The 19,613-nt window shown below is 29.8% G+C and carries 19 protein-coding genes and 1 riboswitch; of the genes, 8 read left to right on the forward strand and 11 right to left on the reverse strand.

The window, feature by feature from the left end:
- Nucleotides 1-36: 36 nt before the first annotated feature.
- From MSM_RS06300 to MSM_RS06315, 4 genes are read right to left on the reverse strand one after another with little or no spacing between them, the layout of a single operon-like run.
- Entirely contained in the window at nucleotides 37-1,272 is a 1,236-nt protein-coding gene (locus MSM_RS06300; protein ID WP_011954383.1) for a beta-alanine-activating enzyme beta-propeller domain-containing protein, read from the reverse strand.
- A gap of 12 nt (nucleotides 1,273-1,284) precedes the next feature.
- The gene (locus MSM_RS06305) at nucleotides 1,285-2,502 is read right to left on the reverse strand and encodes an ABC transporter permease (protein WP_011954384.1); all 1,218 of its coding nucleotides are present in this window, start codon (nucleotides 2,500-2,502) and stop codon (nucleotides 1,285-1,287) included.
- Nucleotides 2,489-3,547: an ATP-binding cassette domain-containing protein gene (locus MSM_RS06310; protein ID WP_011954385.1), complete on the reverse strand. Its 1,059-nt coding sequence runs from the start codon at nucleotides 3,545-3,547 to the stop codon at nucleotides 2,489-2,491. Before MSM_RS06310 ends, MSM_RS06305 begins: the two co-directional genes overlap by 14 nt.
- Nucleotides 3,531-3,965 (reverse strand): PadR family transcriptional regulator, encoded by a 435-nt coding sequence (locus MSM_RS06315; protein ID WP_011954386.1) that lies wholly within the window; start codon nucleotides 3,963-3,965, stop codon nucleotides 3,531-3,533. The genes MSM_RS06310 and MSM_RS06315 overlap by 17 nt, the downstream gene beginning before the upstream one ends.
- A 104-nt stretch (nucleotides 3,966-4,069) precedes the next feature.
- Between MSM_RS06315 and MSM_RS06320 the strand changes: the two genes are divergently transcribed.
- Nucleotides 4,070-4,789 (forward strand): sugar phosphate isomerase/epimerase family protein, encoded by a 720-nt coding sequence (locus tag MSM_RS06320; RefSeq protein WP_011954387.1) that lies wholly within the window; start codon nucleotides 4,070-4,072, stop codon nucleotides 4,787-4,789.
- Here MSM_RS06320 and MSM_RS06325 read toward each other — a convergent pair.
- Entirely contained in the window at nucleotides 4,770-5,564 is a 795-nt protein-coding gene (locus tag MSM_RS06325; RefSeq protein ID WP_011954388.1) for an HAD family hydrolase, read from the reverse strand. The two genes, MSM_RS06320 and MSM_RS06325, sit on opposite strands and share 20 nt — an antisense overlap.
- 427 nt (nucleotides 5,565-5,991) lie before the next feature.
- On the opposite strand from MSM_RS06325, the gene gatA reads away from it, so the two are divergent.
- From gatA to MSM_RS06340, 3 genes are all read left to right on the forward strand, one after another.
- On the forward strand, nucleotides 5,992-7,362 hold the full coding sequence (gatA, locus tag MSM_RS06330) for an Asp-tRNA(Asn)/Glu-tRNA(Gln) amidotransferase subunit GatA (RefSeq protein ID WP_011954389.1): 1,371 nt from the start codon (nucleotides 5,992-5,994) through the stop codon (nucleotides 7,360-7,362).
- 422 nt (nucleotides 7,363-7,784) lie between these two features.
- Nucleotides 7,785-9,305, forward strand: a complete 1,521-nt coding sequence (locus MSM_RS06335) for a nucleotide-binding protein (protein WP_011954390.1) — start codon at nucleotides 7,785-7,787, stop codon at nucleotides 9,303-9,305.
- Nucleotides 9,306-9,731 (forward strand): hypothetical protein, encoded by a 426-nt coding sequence (locus MSM_RS06340; protein WP_011954391.1) that lies wholly within the window; start codon nucleotides 9,306-9,308, stop codon nucleotides 9,729-9,731.
- On the opposite strand, the gene ribB is transcribed toward MSM_RS06340, so the two are convergent.
- A complete protein-coding gene (gene ribB, locus MSM_RS06345; protein ID WP_004032665.1) occupies nucleotides 9,732-10,412 on the reverse strand; it encodes a 3,4-dihydroxy-2-butanone-4-phosphate synthase in 681 nt (226 codons plus the stop codon). It abuts the gene before it with no gap.
- A 52-nt stretch (nucleotides 10,413-10,464) separates the two neighbouring features.
- Nucleotides 10,465-10,597, reverse strand: a riboswitch (FMN riboswitch).
- Between the two features lie 49 nt (nucleotides 10,598-10,646).
- Nucleotides 10,647-11,021: a DUF120 domain-containing protein gene (locus tag MSM_RS06350; protein WP_004032664.1), complete on the reverse strand. Its 375-nt coding sequence runs from the start codon at nucleotides 11,019-11,021 to the stop codon at nucleotides 10,647-10,649.
- A gap of 238 nt (nucleotides 11,022-11,259) precedes the next feature.
- Between MSM_RS06350 and tfrA the strand changes: the two genes are divergently transcribed.
- Nucleotides 11,260-12,909, forward strand: a complete 1,650-nt coding sequence (gene tfrA, locus MSM_RS06355; RefSeq protein WP_011954392.1) for a fumarate reductase (CoM/CoB) subunit TfrA — start codon at nucleotides 11,260-11,262, stop codon at nucleotides 12,907-12,909.
- 2 nt (nucleotides 12,910-12,911) lie between these two features.
- Here the strand turns inward: tfrA and MSM_RS06360 are convergent, their stop codons facing one another.
- Complete coding sequence (locus MSM_RS06360) at nucleotides 12,912-14,219, reverse strand: amidohydrolase family protein (RefSeq protein ID WP_004032662.1); 1,308 nt, start codon at nucleotides 14,217-14,219, stop codon at nucleotides 12,912-12,914.
- 41 nt (nucleotides 14,220-14,260) lie between these two features.
- Nucleotides 14,261-14,470: a histone family protein gene (locus MSM_RS06365; protein ID WP_004032661.1), complete on the reverse strand. Its 210-nt coding sequence runs from the start codon at nucleotides 14,468-14,470 to the stop codon at nucleotides 14,261-14,263.
- Nucleotides 14,471-14,686: 216 nt separating this feature from the next.
- Between MSM_RS06365 and hisG the strand changes: the two genes are divergently transcribed.
- From hisG to pyrB, 3 genes are read left to right on the forward strand one after another with little or no spacing between them, the layout of a single operon-like run.
- Nucleotides 14,687-15,547, forward strand: coding sequence for an ATP phosphoribosyltransferase (hisG, locus tag MSM_RS06370; RefSeq protein WP_048058627.1), 861 nt, complete (start codon nucleotides 14,687-14,689; stop codon nucleotides 15,545-15,547).
- Nucleotides 15,544-16,035, forward strand: a complete 492-nt coding sequence (locus MSM_RS06375; protein WP_011954394.1) for a flavodoxin domain-containing protein — start codon at nucleotides 15,544-15,546, stop codon at nucleotides 16,033-16,035. Before hisG ends, MSM_RS06375 begins: the two co-directional genes overlap by 4 nt.
- Nucleotides 16,036-16,041: 6 nt before the next feature.
- On the forward strand, nucleotides 16,042-16,992 hold the full coding sequence (gene pyrB, locus MSM_RS06380) for an aspartate carbamoyltransferase (protein WP_011954395.1): 951 nt from the start codon (nucleotides 16,042-16,044) through the stop codon (nucleotides 16,990-16,992).
- On the opposite strand, the gene MSM_RS06385 is transcribed toward pyrB, so the two are convergent.
- Both MSM_RS06385 and MSM_RS06390 read right to left on the reverse strand, forming a co-directional pair.
- The gene (locus MSM_RS06385; RefSeq protein ID WP_004032657.1) at nucleotides 16,980-18,131 is read right to left on the reverse strand and encodes a Cdc6/Cdc18 family protein; all 1,152 of its coding nucleotides are present in this window, start codon (nucleotides 18,129-18,131) and stop codon (nucleotides 16,980-16,982) included. The two genes, pyrB and MSM_RS06385, sit on opposite strands and share 13 nt — an antisense overlap.
- A 939-nt stretch (nucleotides 18,132-19,070) precedes the next feature.
- Nucleotides 19,071-19,556, reverse strand: a complete 486-nt coding sequence (locus MSM_RS06390; protein WP_004032656.1) for a DUF2299 domain-containing protein — start codon at nucleotides 19,554-19,556, stop codon at nucleotides 19,071-19,073.
- Nucleotides 19,557-19,613 lie beyond the last annotated feature (57 nt).

Here is a 19,613-nt window from a genome sequence, read left to right on the forward strand (position 1 = left end):
TGTAATAGTAATTACTTCTTTTTAGATATTTAAAGTTTATCTTCTATTATGTTTTTTTATAGTTTTAACTACAACAACAACCACAACTAAGATTACAACCAAAACAGCTAATGTATAATATAAATATTCACAAGCAGGTACTTCACTTTTATCAATGTTTAATGAATATACATGTCCGCTATGATCTGCAAAGAATAAACTATTTCCATTAATTACAGGAGAAGAAGTTATTTCTGAATTAAATAATATGGTTCCTGGATTGTAAGTAAATTCCTCTTCACCAGTGTATTTATTTAAAACATAACCTGTTCCATCATTAGAACCAAATGCAATTAACTCTTCTTTTATTGCTGGAGTTGATTGAACCGGAGCTCCAGTAGCATGACTCCATTTAAAAGTTCCGTCTCTTAAATCAAGACAGGTTAAATTACCTTCATCAGAACCTATGTATACATTGTTATTATACTCATCAATACATGGAGAAGATTTAACTTTATTGTTTAAATCATAATCCCAGCATAAATCTCCATTTGTTTCATTTAAAGCATAAAGTGAATCATCATCAGACCCAATTATGATTTTACCATCTGCATATGCTGGAGAAGAGTAAACTGCATCTCCTGTAGCATATTGCCAGGTTATATTTGTGTTATTTAAATTTATGCAATAAACATTACCGTTAGTTGAACCAACATAAAGTGATCCGTTAACAACAATTGGAGAAGACACTATTTCATCATTACCTAAATCTGCTTCAAAAGTTTTATTACCGTCAGCTATGTCAAATCCATAAATATGCCCATTATCACAACCTACATAGACAGTATCATTATCTACATAAGCTGCCCCCTGAATAGATTCATCAGAAGTATTATATTTCCATAAAATATCTTGTGATTCAATATCTATAGCTTTAAAACTTTGATTATTTCCTACAAATACTGTATTGTTACTTACTACAGGTGTTGCATTACTGTCTCCTTTTAAATTAAATGACCAGTCTTCAGTTCCGTTTTCCATGTCAATTACTTTTAAAATACCTTCCTGTGAAACAACATATAAAAAGTCCCCATAGATTGCAGGTGAGCCTATAACCGGTGATTCCATGTTAAATGACCATAAATTTGTAACAAAGTCAGAATTATCATCAACATATCCTGTATGATTTAAATTACTTTGAAATGTGTTCCAATCAATATTTGCACCAGCTATCGGGCTGATACATAATATACAGATTATAAATCCGATTAATAATTTATTATATTTAGACATCTTTTAGCCTCCTTAAATATCTCTATTAAATCTTTTGACTCCAATGATAAAGAACAGTGCAGTGAATCCTAAAAGTATAGCTAAATCTAACCATACATCGCCTAAACTTTGACCTTTAATCATTACTCCCCTCATTGCATCGTTAAGATAAGTTAATGGGAATATATAAGCTATTTTTTGTAAAATCCAAGGCATAGTTTCAATAGGATAGAATACACCAGAAACAAACATCATAGGCATTGAAAATGGCATGACTATTTGAGTATAATCTTCCTGAGTGTTGGTTCTTGCAGACAACATGATACCAAAACCAACAAAACATAGTGCTCCAAAGAAAAGAACAATGAATGTTTGTAAGATTCCTCCTTTAATACTTACATTAAACAATACAATAGCCATGAATATTAATATAAGAGCCCTAACTAACTCAACAATAAGTTTAGATGCAATTTTACCTCCAACTACAGTTGAAATTGATGTCGGAGTCATAAATAATCTAGCTAATTCACCAGTTTCACGTTCTCCAGCTATTGATGCACCCATACCCATCATACAGGACATCATTACAGTCATTCCTAAAACTGCAGGAACTAAAAAGTCAATATACTTAATATTTCCATATATTTTGTTAATATGGAGTGCAATATCATCCTTAAAATTATCAAATGTATGTCCAATTGAATTTGTAACATTTGCACTTTGAGTATTAGTAGCTAATTCAGATTGATTTAGAGGACTGGTACTATTTTCTAATTCCTGTGATGAAGGATTAGAAACTATGGCATTAGATGCTTCCATATTTGATAATTTAGCAAATATTCCCTGAGTTACACTTTCCAATGTTGAAGAAGCCATTTGATCAGATGAATCCAAATACAGTGTAACCGCCTTTTGAGACACATTACTGTCATAATTTTCCGGCAGTATAATTGCAGCTTTTACTTCTCCACTATCAACTCTCTCTTTTGCATCATCAACATCATCCATAACCTCTACTACATTATACTGATCCGTTGTTTTAATAGTATCCAATGTTACATCAGTTAAGTCACCGTGGCTTTGAGAAACAACAACTACAGGCAAATCAGTCATGTCTCCACCCATACCATAACCAAATAACAAAATCATGATAATAGGAAAAATTAAAATTGAAATTAACCTTGGAGGATGTCTTTTTAAACTTAAAAGTTCTTTCTTAATCATCCAGCTAAATTTTCTAAGCTCTATCATCTTCATTCACCTCAGCTGTTGCTTTAATAAATACATCTTCCAGAGATGGTTCCTGTGTAAATATTGATTTGACAACTCCGCCTGCTTCAATAATGTCTTTTAAAACATCATTAACAGCATCATCATCAAAATTATCAATTCTCAAGTTAAAACGTCCGTTTTTAGCCATCTCAACACCATGTACTTTCGGATTAGATTGAATAGCTGAAATAATAGAATCATTATTTTCTTTAAGTAAAAAGGACATTTTCTTTAAGTTTAATGTTTCAATATCTTCTTTAGTAGATTTATTTACTTCATTTTCATTTGAAATATCTCTTAAAGTATTTTTCATTTTAATTTCATGCTCTTCTTTTTCTTCTTTTAAAAGAGAATCCTTAAGACCTTGTGGAGTATCATAAGCTACCAAATTACCAGTATTTATAATTCCCACATTATCACAAAGCATATCTACTTCATGCATATCATGAGAACATAAAATAATTGTATTTCCCTCGTCATTTAACTCACGAATTAAATCCCATAATGTTCTTTTAGTAGTTGGATCAAGCCCGATTGTTGGTTCATCTAAAAATAATATCTCCGGCCTATGTACTAAACTAGCTACAAGAGATGCCTTTTGTTTTTGTCCACCGGACAACTGTCCAACTCTTTTATTTCTAGCATATTTAATGTCTACTAATTCCATTAAATCTTCAATACGGTCATGTTTTTCATCAACAGGAACACCGTAGTAATCAGCACACAATTCTGAATTTTCCTGAACTGTTAAATCTTTATATAAACTAACTTGCTGAGGAACCATTCCTAACAAATTTCTTACTTCATTCGGATTTTCCTGAACATCATACCCTCCAACACTAGCATGACCTGAAGTAGGTTGAATTAAACAGGTAAGCATTTTAATTGTTGTGGTTTTTCCTGCCCCATTTGGACCAAGTAATCCAAAAATACTTTTTTCAGGAACTTTTAAATTTAAAGAATTAACAGCAGTGAAATTTTTATAAACCTTTGTAAGATTCTTAGTTTCAATTGCATTTCTCATCGTTTTCCACCTTATGCATTTCATTATCTGACATATCTTCAATAAAACTTAACCAAAGAGGGCTATTAATCAGGTGCGCAAACTCACTTTTAAAACTTTTAAGTAAGATTTCACCTTCCTCTGTAAGAGAGTAATACTTAACACTTTTATTATTGCTAACTCCCCATTCTCCTTTTATAATCCCAGTTTTTTCTAATTTCCTTAGAATCGGATAAATTTTACTTGAATTTGTTTTATTATACTCAGTAGGATTACACGAACTAAAAAATTCATCTAACTTTTTCATAATCCCATAACCATGGATTTTTTCTTTACTAATAATCCATAATATAATAATATGAGTTAAACCATTAGAACAATGCCTCATAATTTTTTTTGAAAGTTGATCAACATTTTTTTTACGTCTGAACATGGCCAACTCAAACCTCCTAATTGTTATTTAAAAAAATTATATATGTTAAATTTTGATATATAACAAAATAACATATATATAATTATAATATATAAAGTTAATCTTAAATCATGAAATTAGGTTTTACAACATTAGCAATGTTTACCAGACCAAATAATGACATAATAGAAACTGCTAAAAAATATGAATTTGAAATGATAGAAATACTTGGAGAAGGCCCTTTTTTTAAAAATGACAATCTCGAATTTGCAAATACTGACTTGGAAATTTACATGCATGCTCCAACAGTTGATTTGAATATATCTAGTTTAAACACCGGAATCAGAAAAGAAAGTGTTAAACAGATGAAAGATGCTCTGGATTATGGAAAAAAAATAAATGCAACTGCTTTAACCATCCATCCTGGGCAAATCGGAAGAAATGAAGACAGAATAAGGAAATATGCACTGGAACTGGCTATTGAAAGTATTGGAGAACTTGTTGACTATTCAGACATTGTTGTTTCAGTTGAAAATATGCCTGAACGCTTCTCATTTTTAGGAAATAAAGTTGAAGAGCTTGAAAGAATACAAAATGAAACTGGCTGTGGCTTAACAATTGATGTAGGTCATGGAAACACTTGCGGAAATTGTGAAGAATTTCTGGATTTAAAAAACATTAGCTACTGTCACTTAAATGACAATAATGGTGTTAAAGATCAGCATATTACATTAGGTGAAGGAACTCTTGATTTGAATCTTCTTAAAAAAGTAGATAAAGGAATTATTGAGTTAAATAACTTTGATAATGTTTTAAAAAGTAAAGAAGTTATTAAAAATCTATTGAAATAACTTCTGAAATTTTTTGAATAACATAATCTGTTTTATTAATCAGTTTTGGAGAAACTTCTTCTTCCTGTTCAACAGTTAGAACAGATACATCAGCATTATTAAAAGCTAAAACATCATTGAGACCATCTCCAACCATCATTACTTTATATCCTCTGTCTTTTAAACATCTTACAACCTTACATTTGCCTTTTGGAGAAACTGTTCCAAAGGCATGTTTTTTATTGACATTTAAAATTTCAGCTAATTTGTTAATGGCTCCCTTTCTGTCTCCAGATGCAATATAAATTTCAATGCCTCTGGATTGTAAAATCTTAATTGTGTCTATGACTTCAGAAAAGAGTTTGCCTGCAGAAGTAATAGTATAAACTATTTTATTTTTATTAATATCGATAATTACTGCAGGTCCGTTACAAAGTTCCATTTTAGGGATTTTTTCTTTTAAAATAGTAAACCCATCAGTAATATCACTAATAGTTGCCTGATTTTCATTTTCTAAAATATCAGTAACTTCTTCTTTAGTAGTTTCACAGCTTGTAAAGCTAACATCAAAGTCAATATTATGCTGTTTAATCACATCTGAAATTAAAGTGTTACTATCCAAATTCAAAAGACAATTTGTATTGAACTGAAGAACTACAAGTGCTAAGGAATCCATAGAATCAATTAAGTGCAATGAATTAACATCAGTGAATAATTCTCCAGTTGAAACATCTTTAATAACCCTGTAGCGTTCAAGTAAAGTTCCAGAATTATCAAACACAATAGCTTTTTTCATTTTGACCCCTCTTTAATTTTATTTAATTACTTGTACACTATTTATAATTTTGTAAAAAAATATTCATTTAGGCAAATATTATTTTAATTTCTATGGTATGTTTAGGTATTATGAGAATTTCATAAACTGAAAACTCTGTAAACCCAGCACACAGTTTAGCTCCTGCATTAGTTATGAGCGAACAAGCTTTAAGCCAAGTTTTGATATTTATTATAGAACAACAATCAGTACAATCATCACTGGATTAATCTATAACTTCTTATACTCCATCAAAGAAGCTTCACTTAACTAAAATTTGTCTTTAAATGACTCATAAATTAAATATGAACTCCGTTTACTTTTTTTAAAAAAAATATCAATAACTTATATAAACCTTAAAAAATAAAATATCACTTATTATATATTATTATGATTATTAGGTGTTTTAATGAATGTTATTGAAAAATTAAATTCCATTCAAAATAAAGAAATGACTGCTAAGGAGAATGTAGAAAACTTCATTAAAGTTATTGATGAAAAAAATGAAGAATTAAATATTTTCCTAGAAGTTAACAAAGAATCTGCTCTAAAACAAGCAGAAGCTATTGATGAAAAAATAGCTAACGGAGAAAAAGTTGGATTTTTATCTGGTTTAGTTTTTGGTATTAAGGCAAATATCAATGTTGAGGATTATATTATCTCTGCAGCTTCAAAAACCTTGGATAATTACTTCGGAAGTTATAATGCAACTGTAATTGATAAAATATTAGCTCAAGACGGAATTATTCTCGGTATTACTAATATGGACGAGTTTGCAGCTGGAAGTTCAACTGAAACTTCCTGTTTTGGACCTACTCAAAACCCAGCAGCTCCTGGAAGAATCCCTGGAGGATCCAGTGGAGGAAGTGCTGCTGCAGTAGCTGCAGAAATGTGTGATATTGCTCTTGGTTCAGATACTGGAGGTTCAATCAGGAACCCTGCATCCCATTGTGGAGTTGTCGGATTTAAACCAACTTACGGTGCAGTATCAAGACAAGGTTTACTTGATTTGTCAATGAGTTTAGATCAAATCGGACCTTTATCTAATGATACCAGCGGAATTGCACTTGCCCTAAATGCAATATCCGATTATGATGAAACAGAATGTACCACCCTACACGGGAAAAGACCTGACTTTACCAGTGCACTTGAAGAAAAATCTCTTGAAGGTATGAAAATAGCTGTTTGTAAAGAGTTTATTGATGTTACAGACGCTGAAATTAATGTTGCTGTAAACAAAGCTATTCACAAATTAGTTGAAGCTGGTGCAGAACTTGTAGAAGTAAGTTTTGACAATATTGACTTATGTCTTCCAACTTATTACTTAATCAACTATGTAGAATTCTTCTCAGCTACCAGAAAATATGACGGAAGGGATTACGGTTATAGAATAGAAGATGTTTGTGGAGAAGAAGTATTAAGAAGAATTGAAATCGGTTCCTACATTTCACAAAAAGAATACAGCGGAAAATTCTATAAAAAAGCTCTTCAAGCAAGATCCCTTATTAGAGATGAAATCAATGCTATGTTAGAAAATGTTGATTTAATTGTAGGTCCTACTGTTCCTAAACTTCCTCACAAAATTGGTGATGAATTAACTCCTATGGAAATGTATGCTTACGATGTGTTAACTGTAATAGCTAATCTTGCAGGAATTCCGGCTGGAAGTATTAAAGCTGGTGAAGTAGACGGCATTCCTGTTGGTTTACAAATTCAGGCTAAACCATTAGATGATTTAAAAATCATTAAGGCAATGAGTGTATTTGAAAATGAAAATTAATCCTAATAAATTATCATTTTATTAGAATTATTTTTTCTTTTTTACAAAACCTTTATTTTACTTATTTTTAGATATTTCACCGGCAAATATAATAAATACTGATTTTTAGGAAAAATCGACTTCATTAATGAGATTTTTATTTTTAGTGCAACTTTTAAATTTTACACTTGAAATATATGTCCCCATTATGGTTACAGCAATATTAAAAATTGAATATAATGCATATTCATATATCAAATTTTAAAAAATTATCAATGAATAACATTCATTATAATAAAATAACTGAATTAATTTCATCTAAAATTTTAATAATACTTATCTGTACAACTTCAGCCATTGGAGAATCTTCAATAATCCATCATTAATACAAATTGTGAAAGTATTATAAATCTTAAAATAAAATAGTTACACGAGGTTTACTTATGAAAAAAATAGGACTCGTCTATATAAAAGGAGCAGTTCCTGGATTTGAAAACTTTGGAGAACTACCTACCCATCTTGTTAAATCAAATGGATTAGTTGATGGTAAAAAAGCCAGCAATGAACTTGATGCATTAATTATACCTGGAGGTACACTTCTTGAATCAGGTGATATCAGCGATGACTTATCTAAAGAAATAAAACAAATAGCTAAAGATGGAAAACCAATTATTGGTGTTTGTGCAGGTTTACAATTATTAGCAAATCAGACAGACATCGGACGAAAGTCAGAAGTTCCAATAATAAAAGAAGGTCTTGGATTAATAGATGTTAATCTTTCACCACTCATAAGCAGCGACCGTGTTAATGCTAAAGTTTATGACAATTCATTTATTACAAAAGGCCAGAATGAAGATGTTACCGGATTCCATACACACACCTACGGTAAAATTGAAGGTGATGCCAAACCGTTATTCTACTCTAAAATTCAAAGAATGAATTATGGAGATGTAAATAAAAAATCCGAATACAACATTTTTTCAGGAGCATGTAATGATGACGGAAATGTTATAGGAACAATGATTCATAATATTTTAGATGAAAATCCTATTATTAGAAACAACCTATTAAACTACATTGATGCTTCCAGTGAGGATATCGAATATATATTCGCTAAAAATAAAGAAGTCAAATCCAAAATAAACATGGAAGTTGGAATCGACTCAGGACATAAAATAGAAAAATTATCTGGAGAATTCTTAAAATATAAAAATAATGGAAAAGGCCCTAAATTCCTTATGATTGGAAGTAACGGATCTGATTCCGGAAAAACATTTATTTTAACAGGACTGGCTGGAGCATTAAGAAAAAGAGGTCTAAAAGTGGCTCTTATGAAAGTAGGTCCCGATGCAAGAGATATTGTTCCTGGTCTATACCTGACAAACGGGAAAATGGAAGATTACGGATCTATAAAAATCGGACATTTAGGCTGGATGGATATTAAACTGGCTATTGATAAATTAAACAAATCAGATTATGATATTGTATTGATTGAAGGTGTTATGAGTGTGTTTACCGGATTACTGAATGAAAAAGTTCCATACTCTGCAAGTGAAATAGCTATGTCATCAGATATTCCAATGCTGCTTATGTCTGGTGTCAATAAGGGAGGTATTGAATCAGCGGCAGTTGATTTGGTAGCACATGCAAACATGCTAAAAAAACTTGGAGTTACAGTTGAAGCAATCCTCCTAAACAAGGTTTACAATCAGAATATATTTGAAAATGTGGTTCCGTACATCAAAAATAACACCCAGGTCAAAAATGTCTTAAATGTATCAAAACTGAAAATAGACGGACGCGGATTTACTCCTGAAGTTGAAATCAGATATGATCTGTTTTCAAAATATGCACTTGAATGTGTTGAAGAAAATATTGATATAAATACAATAGCTAGTATGGCGAAAAATGTAAATTTCAATAGAATAGTTCCTTTTGAAGAAATAAAAAACAAGGTGATATAAATGGCACTTAATTTAAGTCCGGAACAGGGAGTTAAGCTAACAAAAAAAGACAGAGTTCATGTTGCAAAAAAAATTAAACAGGGCTGGAAGGCAACATGTCTGATTCCCGATTATGGCTTTGATAAAAATGGAGATATTCAAGTAATGTCTGACAGAAACCGCAGAGCTGTTAAAATCGTGAAAATCAAAGATGACGGAATATATATTGAAAAAGCATTGAAATCTAAAAACCTTAGAATTCCATGGGGTAAAATAAGTTTAGTTAGTCCAACTAAAGAAATTAAAGACGGACTGAAAATAGATATGTATGATGGTAAATATGTTGTATTTAGTATTTATAACTCATATAAAATCCAACAAATTACCCAATACATCTTTAATTATATAAATGATAAAAGAACGAATAATGAAGCTATGTATAGCTGATTATTCTTTCAAATATTCTTTTATAATGTCTTCCCCTTTAAGTAAGACCAAACCATTTTCTTCAGCATATTTTTTAGCATCAGCTACTGATGTTGCCTGACCGGTTTTGCTGTCCATCATTTCACAAACAACACAGACCGGAGTTACGCCAGCCATTTCACACATAGCCAATCCAATTTCAGTATGGCCTCTTCTGTTTTTAACTAAACCGTCAGCCCCTCTTAAAAGACATACATGACCTGGAGACCTGAATGTTTTTCCAAAATCACCATATCTTTCTTCTTTTAACATGATAGCCATTTCACTAATAGTCATGGCTCTATCATGGTCTGTAACTCCAGTAAATGAATCCCTATGATTTACCCATATTGAAAATGAAGATCTTTCATCATATGGAATGTCATTTGGAGCAAGTTCAGCTAAATCTGGATATTTTGAGCTAGCAGCTTCCATAATATCTGTCATAAATGGTAAATTAATAGCATCACAGTACTGTGGAGCTAAACAATTGCAGATTAATCCACCTGCATTATCTCTCATAGTAGCAACTGATTTTGGTGTAACAAATTCAGAAGCGATAATCATGTCTACCTCTCCTTCTCTGTCATCATCATCATAAACTAAAATAAATTCACCATTTCTTAATGCCTCAAAACCCATTTCTAAATCGTTTTTACTCATAGTAACATCTCCTTAATAGTGTAGAAACAGGGCTAAAAATAAAAAATAACTTTCTTATTCTCTTCCATCCGGACTATCACCGTCGGTTTTGGATTTTAACCAAATCAGCACATTTTTGTGCTCGTGGACTTATCTATTTCAGAAACACCACCGGTGGAGAATTTCACTCCGCCCTGAGAATTGTACAATGAAATAATATATAAATTATATTATAAAAAGTTTCTTAAAACATTTTTAAAATTCAACACTTACCGTATCTCCGTCTTCAAGATTTAGCTTATCCCTAAGTTTATCTTTAGCTATAAACTCCAAATAATTTTCTTCATGTGTAGTTTTAGCCGGAAATACAATAGCCCCAGTAACTTCATCATTTAATCTTGCTTTTATATATTTAACAGCACCAAAACCTTCATCAGGTTTTATAATATTTTTACATTCATTTTTCACTTTGTTGATTTGAGGAAGGTACTCTTCTGGAACTATAACATTTAAAGTTCCTGGATACGGGCGAAATCCACAATTTTTTTTAAAATTATTAACATAAAAATCCTGTGATAAAAAATAAGCGGCTTTGCCTAAACCAGTTGTAACTGTTCCATCAATTTTCATTAAAAAACCTCCAAATATATACAATGAATTATAATTTGATTAAAAATTATTGACTATATAATTAATTTAATTAAAAGTAGCTATTTCAGAATAAATTTTAAATTACACTAGCTACATCAAATACTAATTTATTTTTATTTACTAATATTTATTACGATATATTCCACCTTTAAAAACAAATTTATTTTAACAATCAAATATAAATTTAAAAATAATATAAATTTTACAGGTAATGACTATGGAAACTAAAACAATTTCAACCGATGTTTTAATTATTGGTTCAGGAGGAGCTGGTTCAAGAGCAGCTATTGAAGTAGATAAAGCTGGTCTTAAAGGACTTATTGTTTCAAAAGGACTAACTTTTAGATCTGGATGTACTGGAATGGCTGAAGGAGGATATAATGCTGTTTTTAAAGCTGTCGATGCTGATGATTCAATAGAAGCACATATTGAAGATACCTTAAAGGGAGGCAGCTATCTCAATGATAAAAAACTTGTAGATGTACTTGTTCACGAATCCCCTGACAGACTAATTGATTTAGAAAATTATGGGGCAATCTTTGACCGTCAAGAATCTGGTAAAATAAATCAAAGACCATTTGGTGGACAGCAATACAGAAGAACCTGTTTTCAGGGAGACAGGACAGGTCATGAGCTAATGACTGCTCTTAAAGAAGAAATAATTAAAAGAGATATTCAAACTATTGAAGAGGTAATGGTTACATCTCTTGTTTTGGATGAAAGTTTAAGACAGGTTATAGGAGCTGTTGGACTAGATTTGGCAAACTCCCAAATAATCTATTTTAAAGCAAAAGCAGTTATACTGGCTAGTGGAGGAGCAGGCAATTTATATCCTATTACATCCAACACCATTCAGAAAAATGGTGACGGATTCATGCTTGCCTGGAATGCAGGAGCTAATCTGATAGATATGGAACAGATTCAATTCCACCCAACAGGAATGGTAACTCCAGATTCCAAAAAAGGAGTTCTTGTAACTGAAGCTGTAAGAGCTGAAGGTGGAAAATTATTAAATAAAGACGGCCAACGCTTCATGAAAAAATATGCTCCTGAAAAAATGGAACTGGCTACCCGTGATGTTGTTGCAAGGTCTATTTATCAGGAAATCATTGAAGGAAGAGGCAGTGAACATGGCGGAGTTTATTTAGACATAACACATCTTCCTGATGAGTTAATTGATGAAAAATTAGAAACTATGGTTCTGCAGTTTAAAAATGTAGGCATTGACATTAAAAATGAAAAAATTGAAGTGGCTCCAACTGCACATCACTTTATGGGTGGTGTAAAAATTAATTCAGACTGCTCTACAAACGTACATAATCTGTTTGCTGCTGGAGAGGTGTCAGGAGGAGTTCATGGAGCTAACCGTTTAGGTGGAAATGCACTGGCTGATACTCAAGTATTTGGAAAAAGAGCTGGTGAAAGTGCAGCAAAAGTTGCAAGCAAAACTGATTTTAAAGAAAATCCTGAAATGGTCCATGAAGAAAAAACAAGAATTGAAAGCCTAATTAAAGACGGTTCCATTAATCCTATAGAGTTTAAAAATAACCTTAAAAAATTAATGTGGGAAAAAGTCGGAATCGTTAGAGATGAAAAAAATTTAAATGAAGCTTTAAGACAGCTGCAAGAGATGGAAAAAGAGTTAAATGATTTAAAAGTTGAAAATAAAGCCCAATATAATACAGAACTTGTAACTGCTCTTGAAGTAATAAATATGGTTGAAATAGCTATTTTAGTTGTAAAATCAGCAATATTACGTAGAGAAAGTAGAGGAGCTCACTTCAGGTCTGATTTCCCTGAAAGCAATGATGCCTGGAAAAGAAGTATTGTTCTAAACAAAAATAAAATAAAATTTGAAGCTAGATAAAATTATTTACTAGCTTCTTTAAGCTCTTCAATAGCTTTTCTGGCTTTTTTATAAATTTCTTCTTCATCTAATGTAGTTAATTTTCTATTTTCCATTAAAATTTTACCGTCACAAATAGTAGTATCTACATTATAACCATTTGCGGAGTAAATGATATTGGAACTTGTAGCTGAACTATCCGGCACCATATTAGCATTATTGGTATCAATTAAAATTAAATCTGCTTTTTTACCAACTTCAATTGATCCTATTTCCTGTTCAAGTCCTAAAACTTCTGCACCTTTGATAGTTCCCATAGCTAATGCTTCATTAGAAGTTAAAGCTTTAGGATTTAATAAATTAACTTTTTGAAGTAAGGAAGCTGTTCTTAACTCCTCAATCAAATCCAAATTATTATTTGATGATGCTCCATCTGTTCCAATTCCAACACAAATATCATTAGTGATTAAATCCTGAATTGGAGCTATACCTGAAGCTAATTTCATATTACTGCATGGATTATGTGAAATTTTAACATTGTTCCTTTTAATAATTTCAATTTCATTATGAGATAACCATACACTATGTGCAGCTACAACATCAGGACCTAAAAATCCTATTGAATCCAAATATTCAAAGGGTCTTAAATCATGTGCTTCAAGTGAATCATTTATCTCTTTTTGAGTTTCACTAACATGAATATGAATTCCAGTATTATACTCATTAGCTAACCATCTTACATCTTCCAATAAATCCTTTGAAGCTGTATACGGGGAATGAGGTCCAAAAAATACTTTAATTCTTCCATCAGCCATCCCATTACATTTTTCAAATAAGGCTATGTTTTCTTTAATTTCATGTTCTCTTTTTTCATCATCACCAAAATCAATCATACCATAAGATAAAACTGCCCTAATTCCTGATTCTTCAACAGCTTTTGCAACATCTTCCATGTAAAAGTACATGTCACTAAAAGTGGTTGTTCCGGATTTAATTAATTCAATGGCTCCTAAAAGAGCACCAATATAACAGTATTCAGATGTAAGATTTGCTTCCATCGGCCAAATATTATCATTTAACCATGAATCTAAGCTCAAATCATCAGCCAATCCTCTAAACAAAGTCATTGACAAATGTGTATGAGTATTTACAAATCCAGGAAGTAATATTTTACCTTTAGCATCAATAACCTTATCTACATTACTTTCATCAATATCAGTACCTATTTCTGCGATTTTATCATTTTTTATTAAAAGAGAACCTTTTATTTCTTTAAAATCTAAAGGGTTTAAAATTAATGCATCTTTAATTAAAATAGTATTATCAGTCATAATAACACCTAAAAAAAATAAAAAAAAGTCAATTAAAATAACTATTCTAAATTTTTAATAGCTAATTTAATATCTTCTGGTTTGATAGTTTTACGTTTAGCGATTTTAGCAACATTGTTTGCTTCAATTGCAACGTCACGAGCTACTTCTTCAAGATATTCAGCTAATTCAGCTTTAGCATCTTCACTAACTCTTTCAGCACCAGTATCTTTAATAATCCTTGCGATAGGAGCTTTTGGTATTTCAGACATGTATTTCACCTCAAACAGTTGATTTATAACTTATGATAATTTTAAATTAATCTTAAGCTTAATATCAATATAATTTCTATTATATTTAAAGATTTTGTATTATTTGATAGTAAAAGCTGAAAATATTAAAAAATATCCAGAATTTCAACACTTTAAAAAAGTATTAATAAAAAAAATGATATATCATATCACATAAATAAAATGAGAAGATTTAAAATGAAATTAAAAATTGCTGTACCTTCTAAAGGAAGAATTAGTGACCCTTCAATATCCATCTTAGAAAAAGCAGGGTTAGGATTAAAAGATAATGCTAATAGAAAATTAATTTCCGCTACTTTTAATAAAGATATTGATGTAATGTTTGCTCGTGCATCAGACATTCCAAAATTTGTTGAAGATGAAATTGTAGATATGGGAATAACTGGTGTAGACTTGATTAATGAAAGTGAAGCTAATGTTAAGGAATTAGTTGATTTGTCTTTCGGACAGACAAAATTAGTTTTAGCATCACCGGAAGATTCCACTATAAATTCCATTGATGATTTAACATCAGATATGGTAGTAGCTACTGAATTTCCAACATTAACAAAAAAATACTTAGAAGAACATGGTTTAACATCAAAAATAATAACATTAAGTGGTTCTACAGAAATTGCACCATTAATTGGAATAGCTGATTTAATTACTGATTTAACCAGTACAGGAACCACATTAAAAATGAATCATTTGAAAATTGTTGATGTAATTTTAGAAAGTACTATTAAACTTATCACTAATGACAACAGCTTTGAAAATAAAAAAGAATTAGTTGAAGCAGTAAGTACAAGTATAAAAGGAGTAATTGAAGCTGAAAGGAAAAAGCTTGTAATGATGAATGTTAAAAAAGAAAATTTAGATAAAGTTAAAAAAGTCATGCCTGCAATGACTGGCCCAACAATTTCAGAAGTATTATCTAAAGAAGAAACTGTAGCTGTACAAGCAGTTATAGATGAAGACGTGGTTTTCGAACTTGTTAACGATTTAAGAAATGCAGGTGCAAAAGATATTCTTGTCGTACCAATTGAAAGGATTATATGAAAATAGCAATAATTTACTCAACATCCAGCGGAATAACAAAAAAAGCTGCAAAAATTTTATCAAACAAAATAAAAGCTAAAATTCAATTAATTCCAATTGAAAAAGCTAAAACAGCCTGTTTGTTAAAATATGATTTTATTATATTGGCCGGATCATTATATCATGGAAAAGTCCAGGGAACCTTAAAAAGATACATATCCAGAAATATGGGAACATTAATGGAAAAACCGGTTGCTCTGTTTATGAACTGTGATGAAAAATCAAATACTAAAAGTCATCTGAACAAAACATTTTCAGAACAACTTGTTAAATCATCATTTATTTCTTCAAATTTTGGTTATGAAATAAATCCTGATGAAGGAAACTTTATAGATAAAATAAAAGCTAAAAAAACACTTTCCAGTGAAAATATTCCTGTATTGGATATGGATGAAATTGATAAATTTGCTAGTTATATTAACAATTTAATTGATAAAAGAATTGAATAAAATGGGTTGATTAAAATTTTTGAATTAAAAAGTATAATTTCAATAAAAGATTTTGAAAGAAAGGATATTGATTATATTCTAGATGAAGCATCAAAACTAGAAGATATAGCTAAATCAAAAGAATGCTGTGATGAATTAAAAGGTAAAATCCTTGGATTGATGTTTTTTGAACCGTCAACAAGAACAAGATTATCTTTTGAAACATCTATGAAACGTTTAGGTGGAAACTGCATAGGTATTGAAAATACAAGATCATGTTCTGTTTCCAAAGGGGAAAGCATAGCTGACACTGCAAAAATGTTTGAGGGTTACAGTGATGCTTTAGTTATTAGACATGAATTAGAAGGCGTATCCAAATTCATATCAGATATTGTTGATGTTCCTGTGATAAATGCTGGAGACGGTGCTGGTCAGCATCCTACCCAGACATTACTTGATTTATACACTATCAAAAAAGAATTAGGGCAAATTGATAACTTAAAAATAGCTTTAGTCGGTGATTTAAAATTTGGTCGTACAGTACATTCCCTGTCCAATGCATTGGGATTATATGATAATGTGGAACTTTATTTTGTAGCTCCTAAAGAATTAAGAATGCCTCAAGAGGTTTTACACGATTTAAACAAAAAAAATATTCCATATACTGAAGTTGATAGTATAGAAGAAATTATTGATAAAGTAGATGTTTTATATGTAACCAGAATCCAAAAAGAACGTTTTGGAGATTTAGATGAATACTTAAAAATAAAAGGAGCTTATATTGTTAATAAAAAAATGTTAGAAGGTAAGGATGTTATTGTTATGCACCCATTACCAAGAATTGATGAAATAGCTACTGATTTAGATAACACCAAACATAACAAATATTTCAATCAAGCATTTAATGCTGTTCCAGTTAGAATGGCCATTTTAAAAACTTTAATAAAAAACAATCCTAAATGGAATCATATTGAATAAAGTGTTTTTTCAAGTAAATCAGTATCGCATTGAAGTGTTATAATATTAGTTCTTCCTTTTCCACGTCCACGTGATATAGTATTGGTTGAAATAATACCTAACATTTCAAGTTCATTTATAAAATCAAAAATTCTTCTGTATGTTACAGAATCTCCTTTTGATACTTCTTTGTAGGTATCGTATAATTTACCTGATGTTATTTCTTCATTATTCTGAGTAAGTCTTAAAATAGCGTCTAAAACTCTTTGCTGTTGAGTTGGTAGAGTTAAAATAACATCAGTAATTTTATTATGCTCAATTCTATCTTTTGCCCTTCTTACATAATCGCCAATGATTTTATCAGATTCTTCTTCATCAGCTATTTCCCCAGCAGTTCTAAGTAAATCCAGAGCATATCTTGCATCTCCTTCTTCTTTAGCTGCCATAGCTGAACATAATGGTATAACATCACTTTCAATTGTATCTTCTTTAAATGACAAACTAGCCCTTTCACTTAAAATATCAGCCAATTGATCAGCACCATAAGGCGGAAAAACAATTTCCTTATCCCTTAAACTACTCATTACTCTAGGTGTGATAAACTGTTTAAATTCAACATAATTACTAATGGACAATATGGATACATTATCAGTTCTTGTTAATGTATATAAAATTCCATCACCATCTTTGCTGAGCAATATGTCGATTTCATCTAAAATAACAATTAAAATTAGTTTTTTTCCATAAGCATTTCTTCTGAAAATGTCCCTGAAAGTATTAATAACTTCTCCTTTTGTCCATCCTCTGTGAGGAACATTTCTTCCAAGCTTTTGACACAGTTGTGCAATAACCTGATATTCTGTTGTGTAGTCAGTACATCGAATATATTCAACTTTTATGAAAACATTTTTATTAGATGCTGCTTCATTTAACTGTTCACGAGCAAATTTTGCTGCTGCTGTTTTTCCAGTTCCTGTTTTTCCGTAAATAGTAATATCAGATGGAGTAACATTATTTAATGCTTCAATCCAATATTTAGCTATTTGTGTTATCTGTTCTTTCCTGTGAGGTAAATTTTCAGGTAAAAACCTATGATCTAAAGGTTGTTTATCTTTAAAAACTGATTTTCCTACCTCCAAGTCATCAAAAATATTTGCCATATGTTCACCATTTTAAAAAGTAATAAAAAAATAATCTTAAAAACATGAAAAAATCATAAGTATTATTTCCAGTGATAATATATGAAAACAGTGTTAAATAAAGGTTTGTATTACAAAATTGTATTGAAATAATAAATTTTATTATAAAATAAAAAATAAAAACATTTAAATAAATTAAAATTAACTAAAAAATGTTTAAAATAATTTAATCTATAAAAAACAAATAATTAATAGATTAAATAAAAATTAAAGTGAATATGATTAGTTAAAATTAAAACATGAAAAATAACTATTTCAAATATAAAGACATATATTTCAAGTGAAAAAAGAGTAATAAAAATAGAATTAATATAATCATAAAATAAATTTACAATTTTTAAATTATAAAATAAAAACAGCAAATTAAATATTTTTAAAAAATAAGAAGTTTAAAACAATTTTTTATAAAATAAATTATTTTAAAAATTTTTTAAAAAAATAAAAACAATAAAAATAAAGCTAAAACAATTTTTATTTCAAAATTAAAGAAGATAAATTTCAATTGTAATAATTTCAGTTAAATATAATATTTATCTGAGCATTTGAAAAATAAAACATATATTTCAAGTGAAAAAAAATCTGAAAAAGGATTTAATAAAAAAATTTATAATGATTTATCATAAAAAGTGAGAGATAAATTTCAAGTGTAATGCAATTTTTAGCGGGAAGCAAAAATCAAGACATTGATTTCAAGTGAAAAAAAATTTTAAAATGAATTAAAAAAGTTATTTCAGTAAAAAAAGAATGGAAAATGTTTTATTTTAAATTTAAACCAAGAAAAATTAAGATAAATTTCAAGTGTTTTTACAGATGAAATACATGTCTTCATTCCTACAGAACCTTCGCAGAGCTTTCACTTGAAATTCATGTCTGTCTGTCTGTCTAAAATTTATAAAAAAATTATACAAACATACTGTTTTCATTGTGTGGTTTTGAATTATTATTGTTTAAATTGCCAAAATCGTAATTTAATAACATTATACAATGTAATTTAGCTTTAAACACACGTTTAATAGTTTTAAATAATGCATCTTTAGTTAAACCATCTTCATAAATATTATCAGTAACAACATATTGCTGTAAAATATCTTGATCTACTTTTAATTCATAGTCAACTAAAAATAAGTTTAAATTAGTACTTACATCAAATAAAAATTTATTTTTTTCCTGAGGAGATGCATTTTGCATTAGACTAATATGTTCTGGTGCTACTTGTGTTGCACAACCAATAACAATTACATCTTTTTCTTTTGGTTTTACAACATCCATTACATTATCTTTAGGAAATTCAATAACAAAATGGAAATCTGCATTTTCATCAGCAGCTTTTTCTCTAAAGACACCTTCGTCAGCTAACCAGTTTTTAACATCTTGTTCAATTGTCATCTTTTCACCTTGTTTAAAATTATAATAAAATATTTATTTATTTTAAAATTATATATT

Origin of the sequence: Methanobrevibacter smithii ATCC 35061, assembly GCF_000016525.1 — an archaeon.
In the GTDB taxonomy this organism is placed as follows: domain Archaea; phylum Methanobacteriota; class Methanobacteria; order Methanobacteriales; family Methanobacteriaceae; genus Methanocatella; species Methanocatella smithii.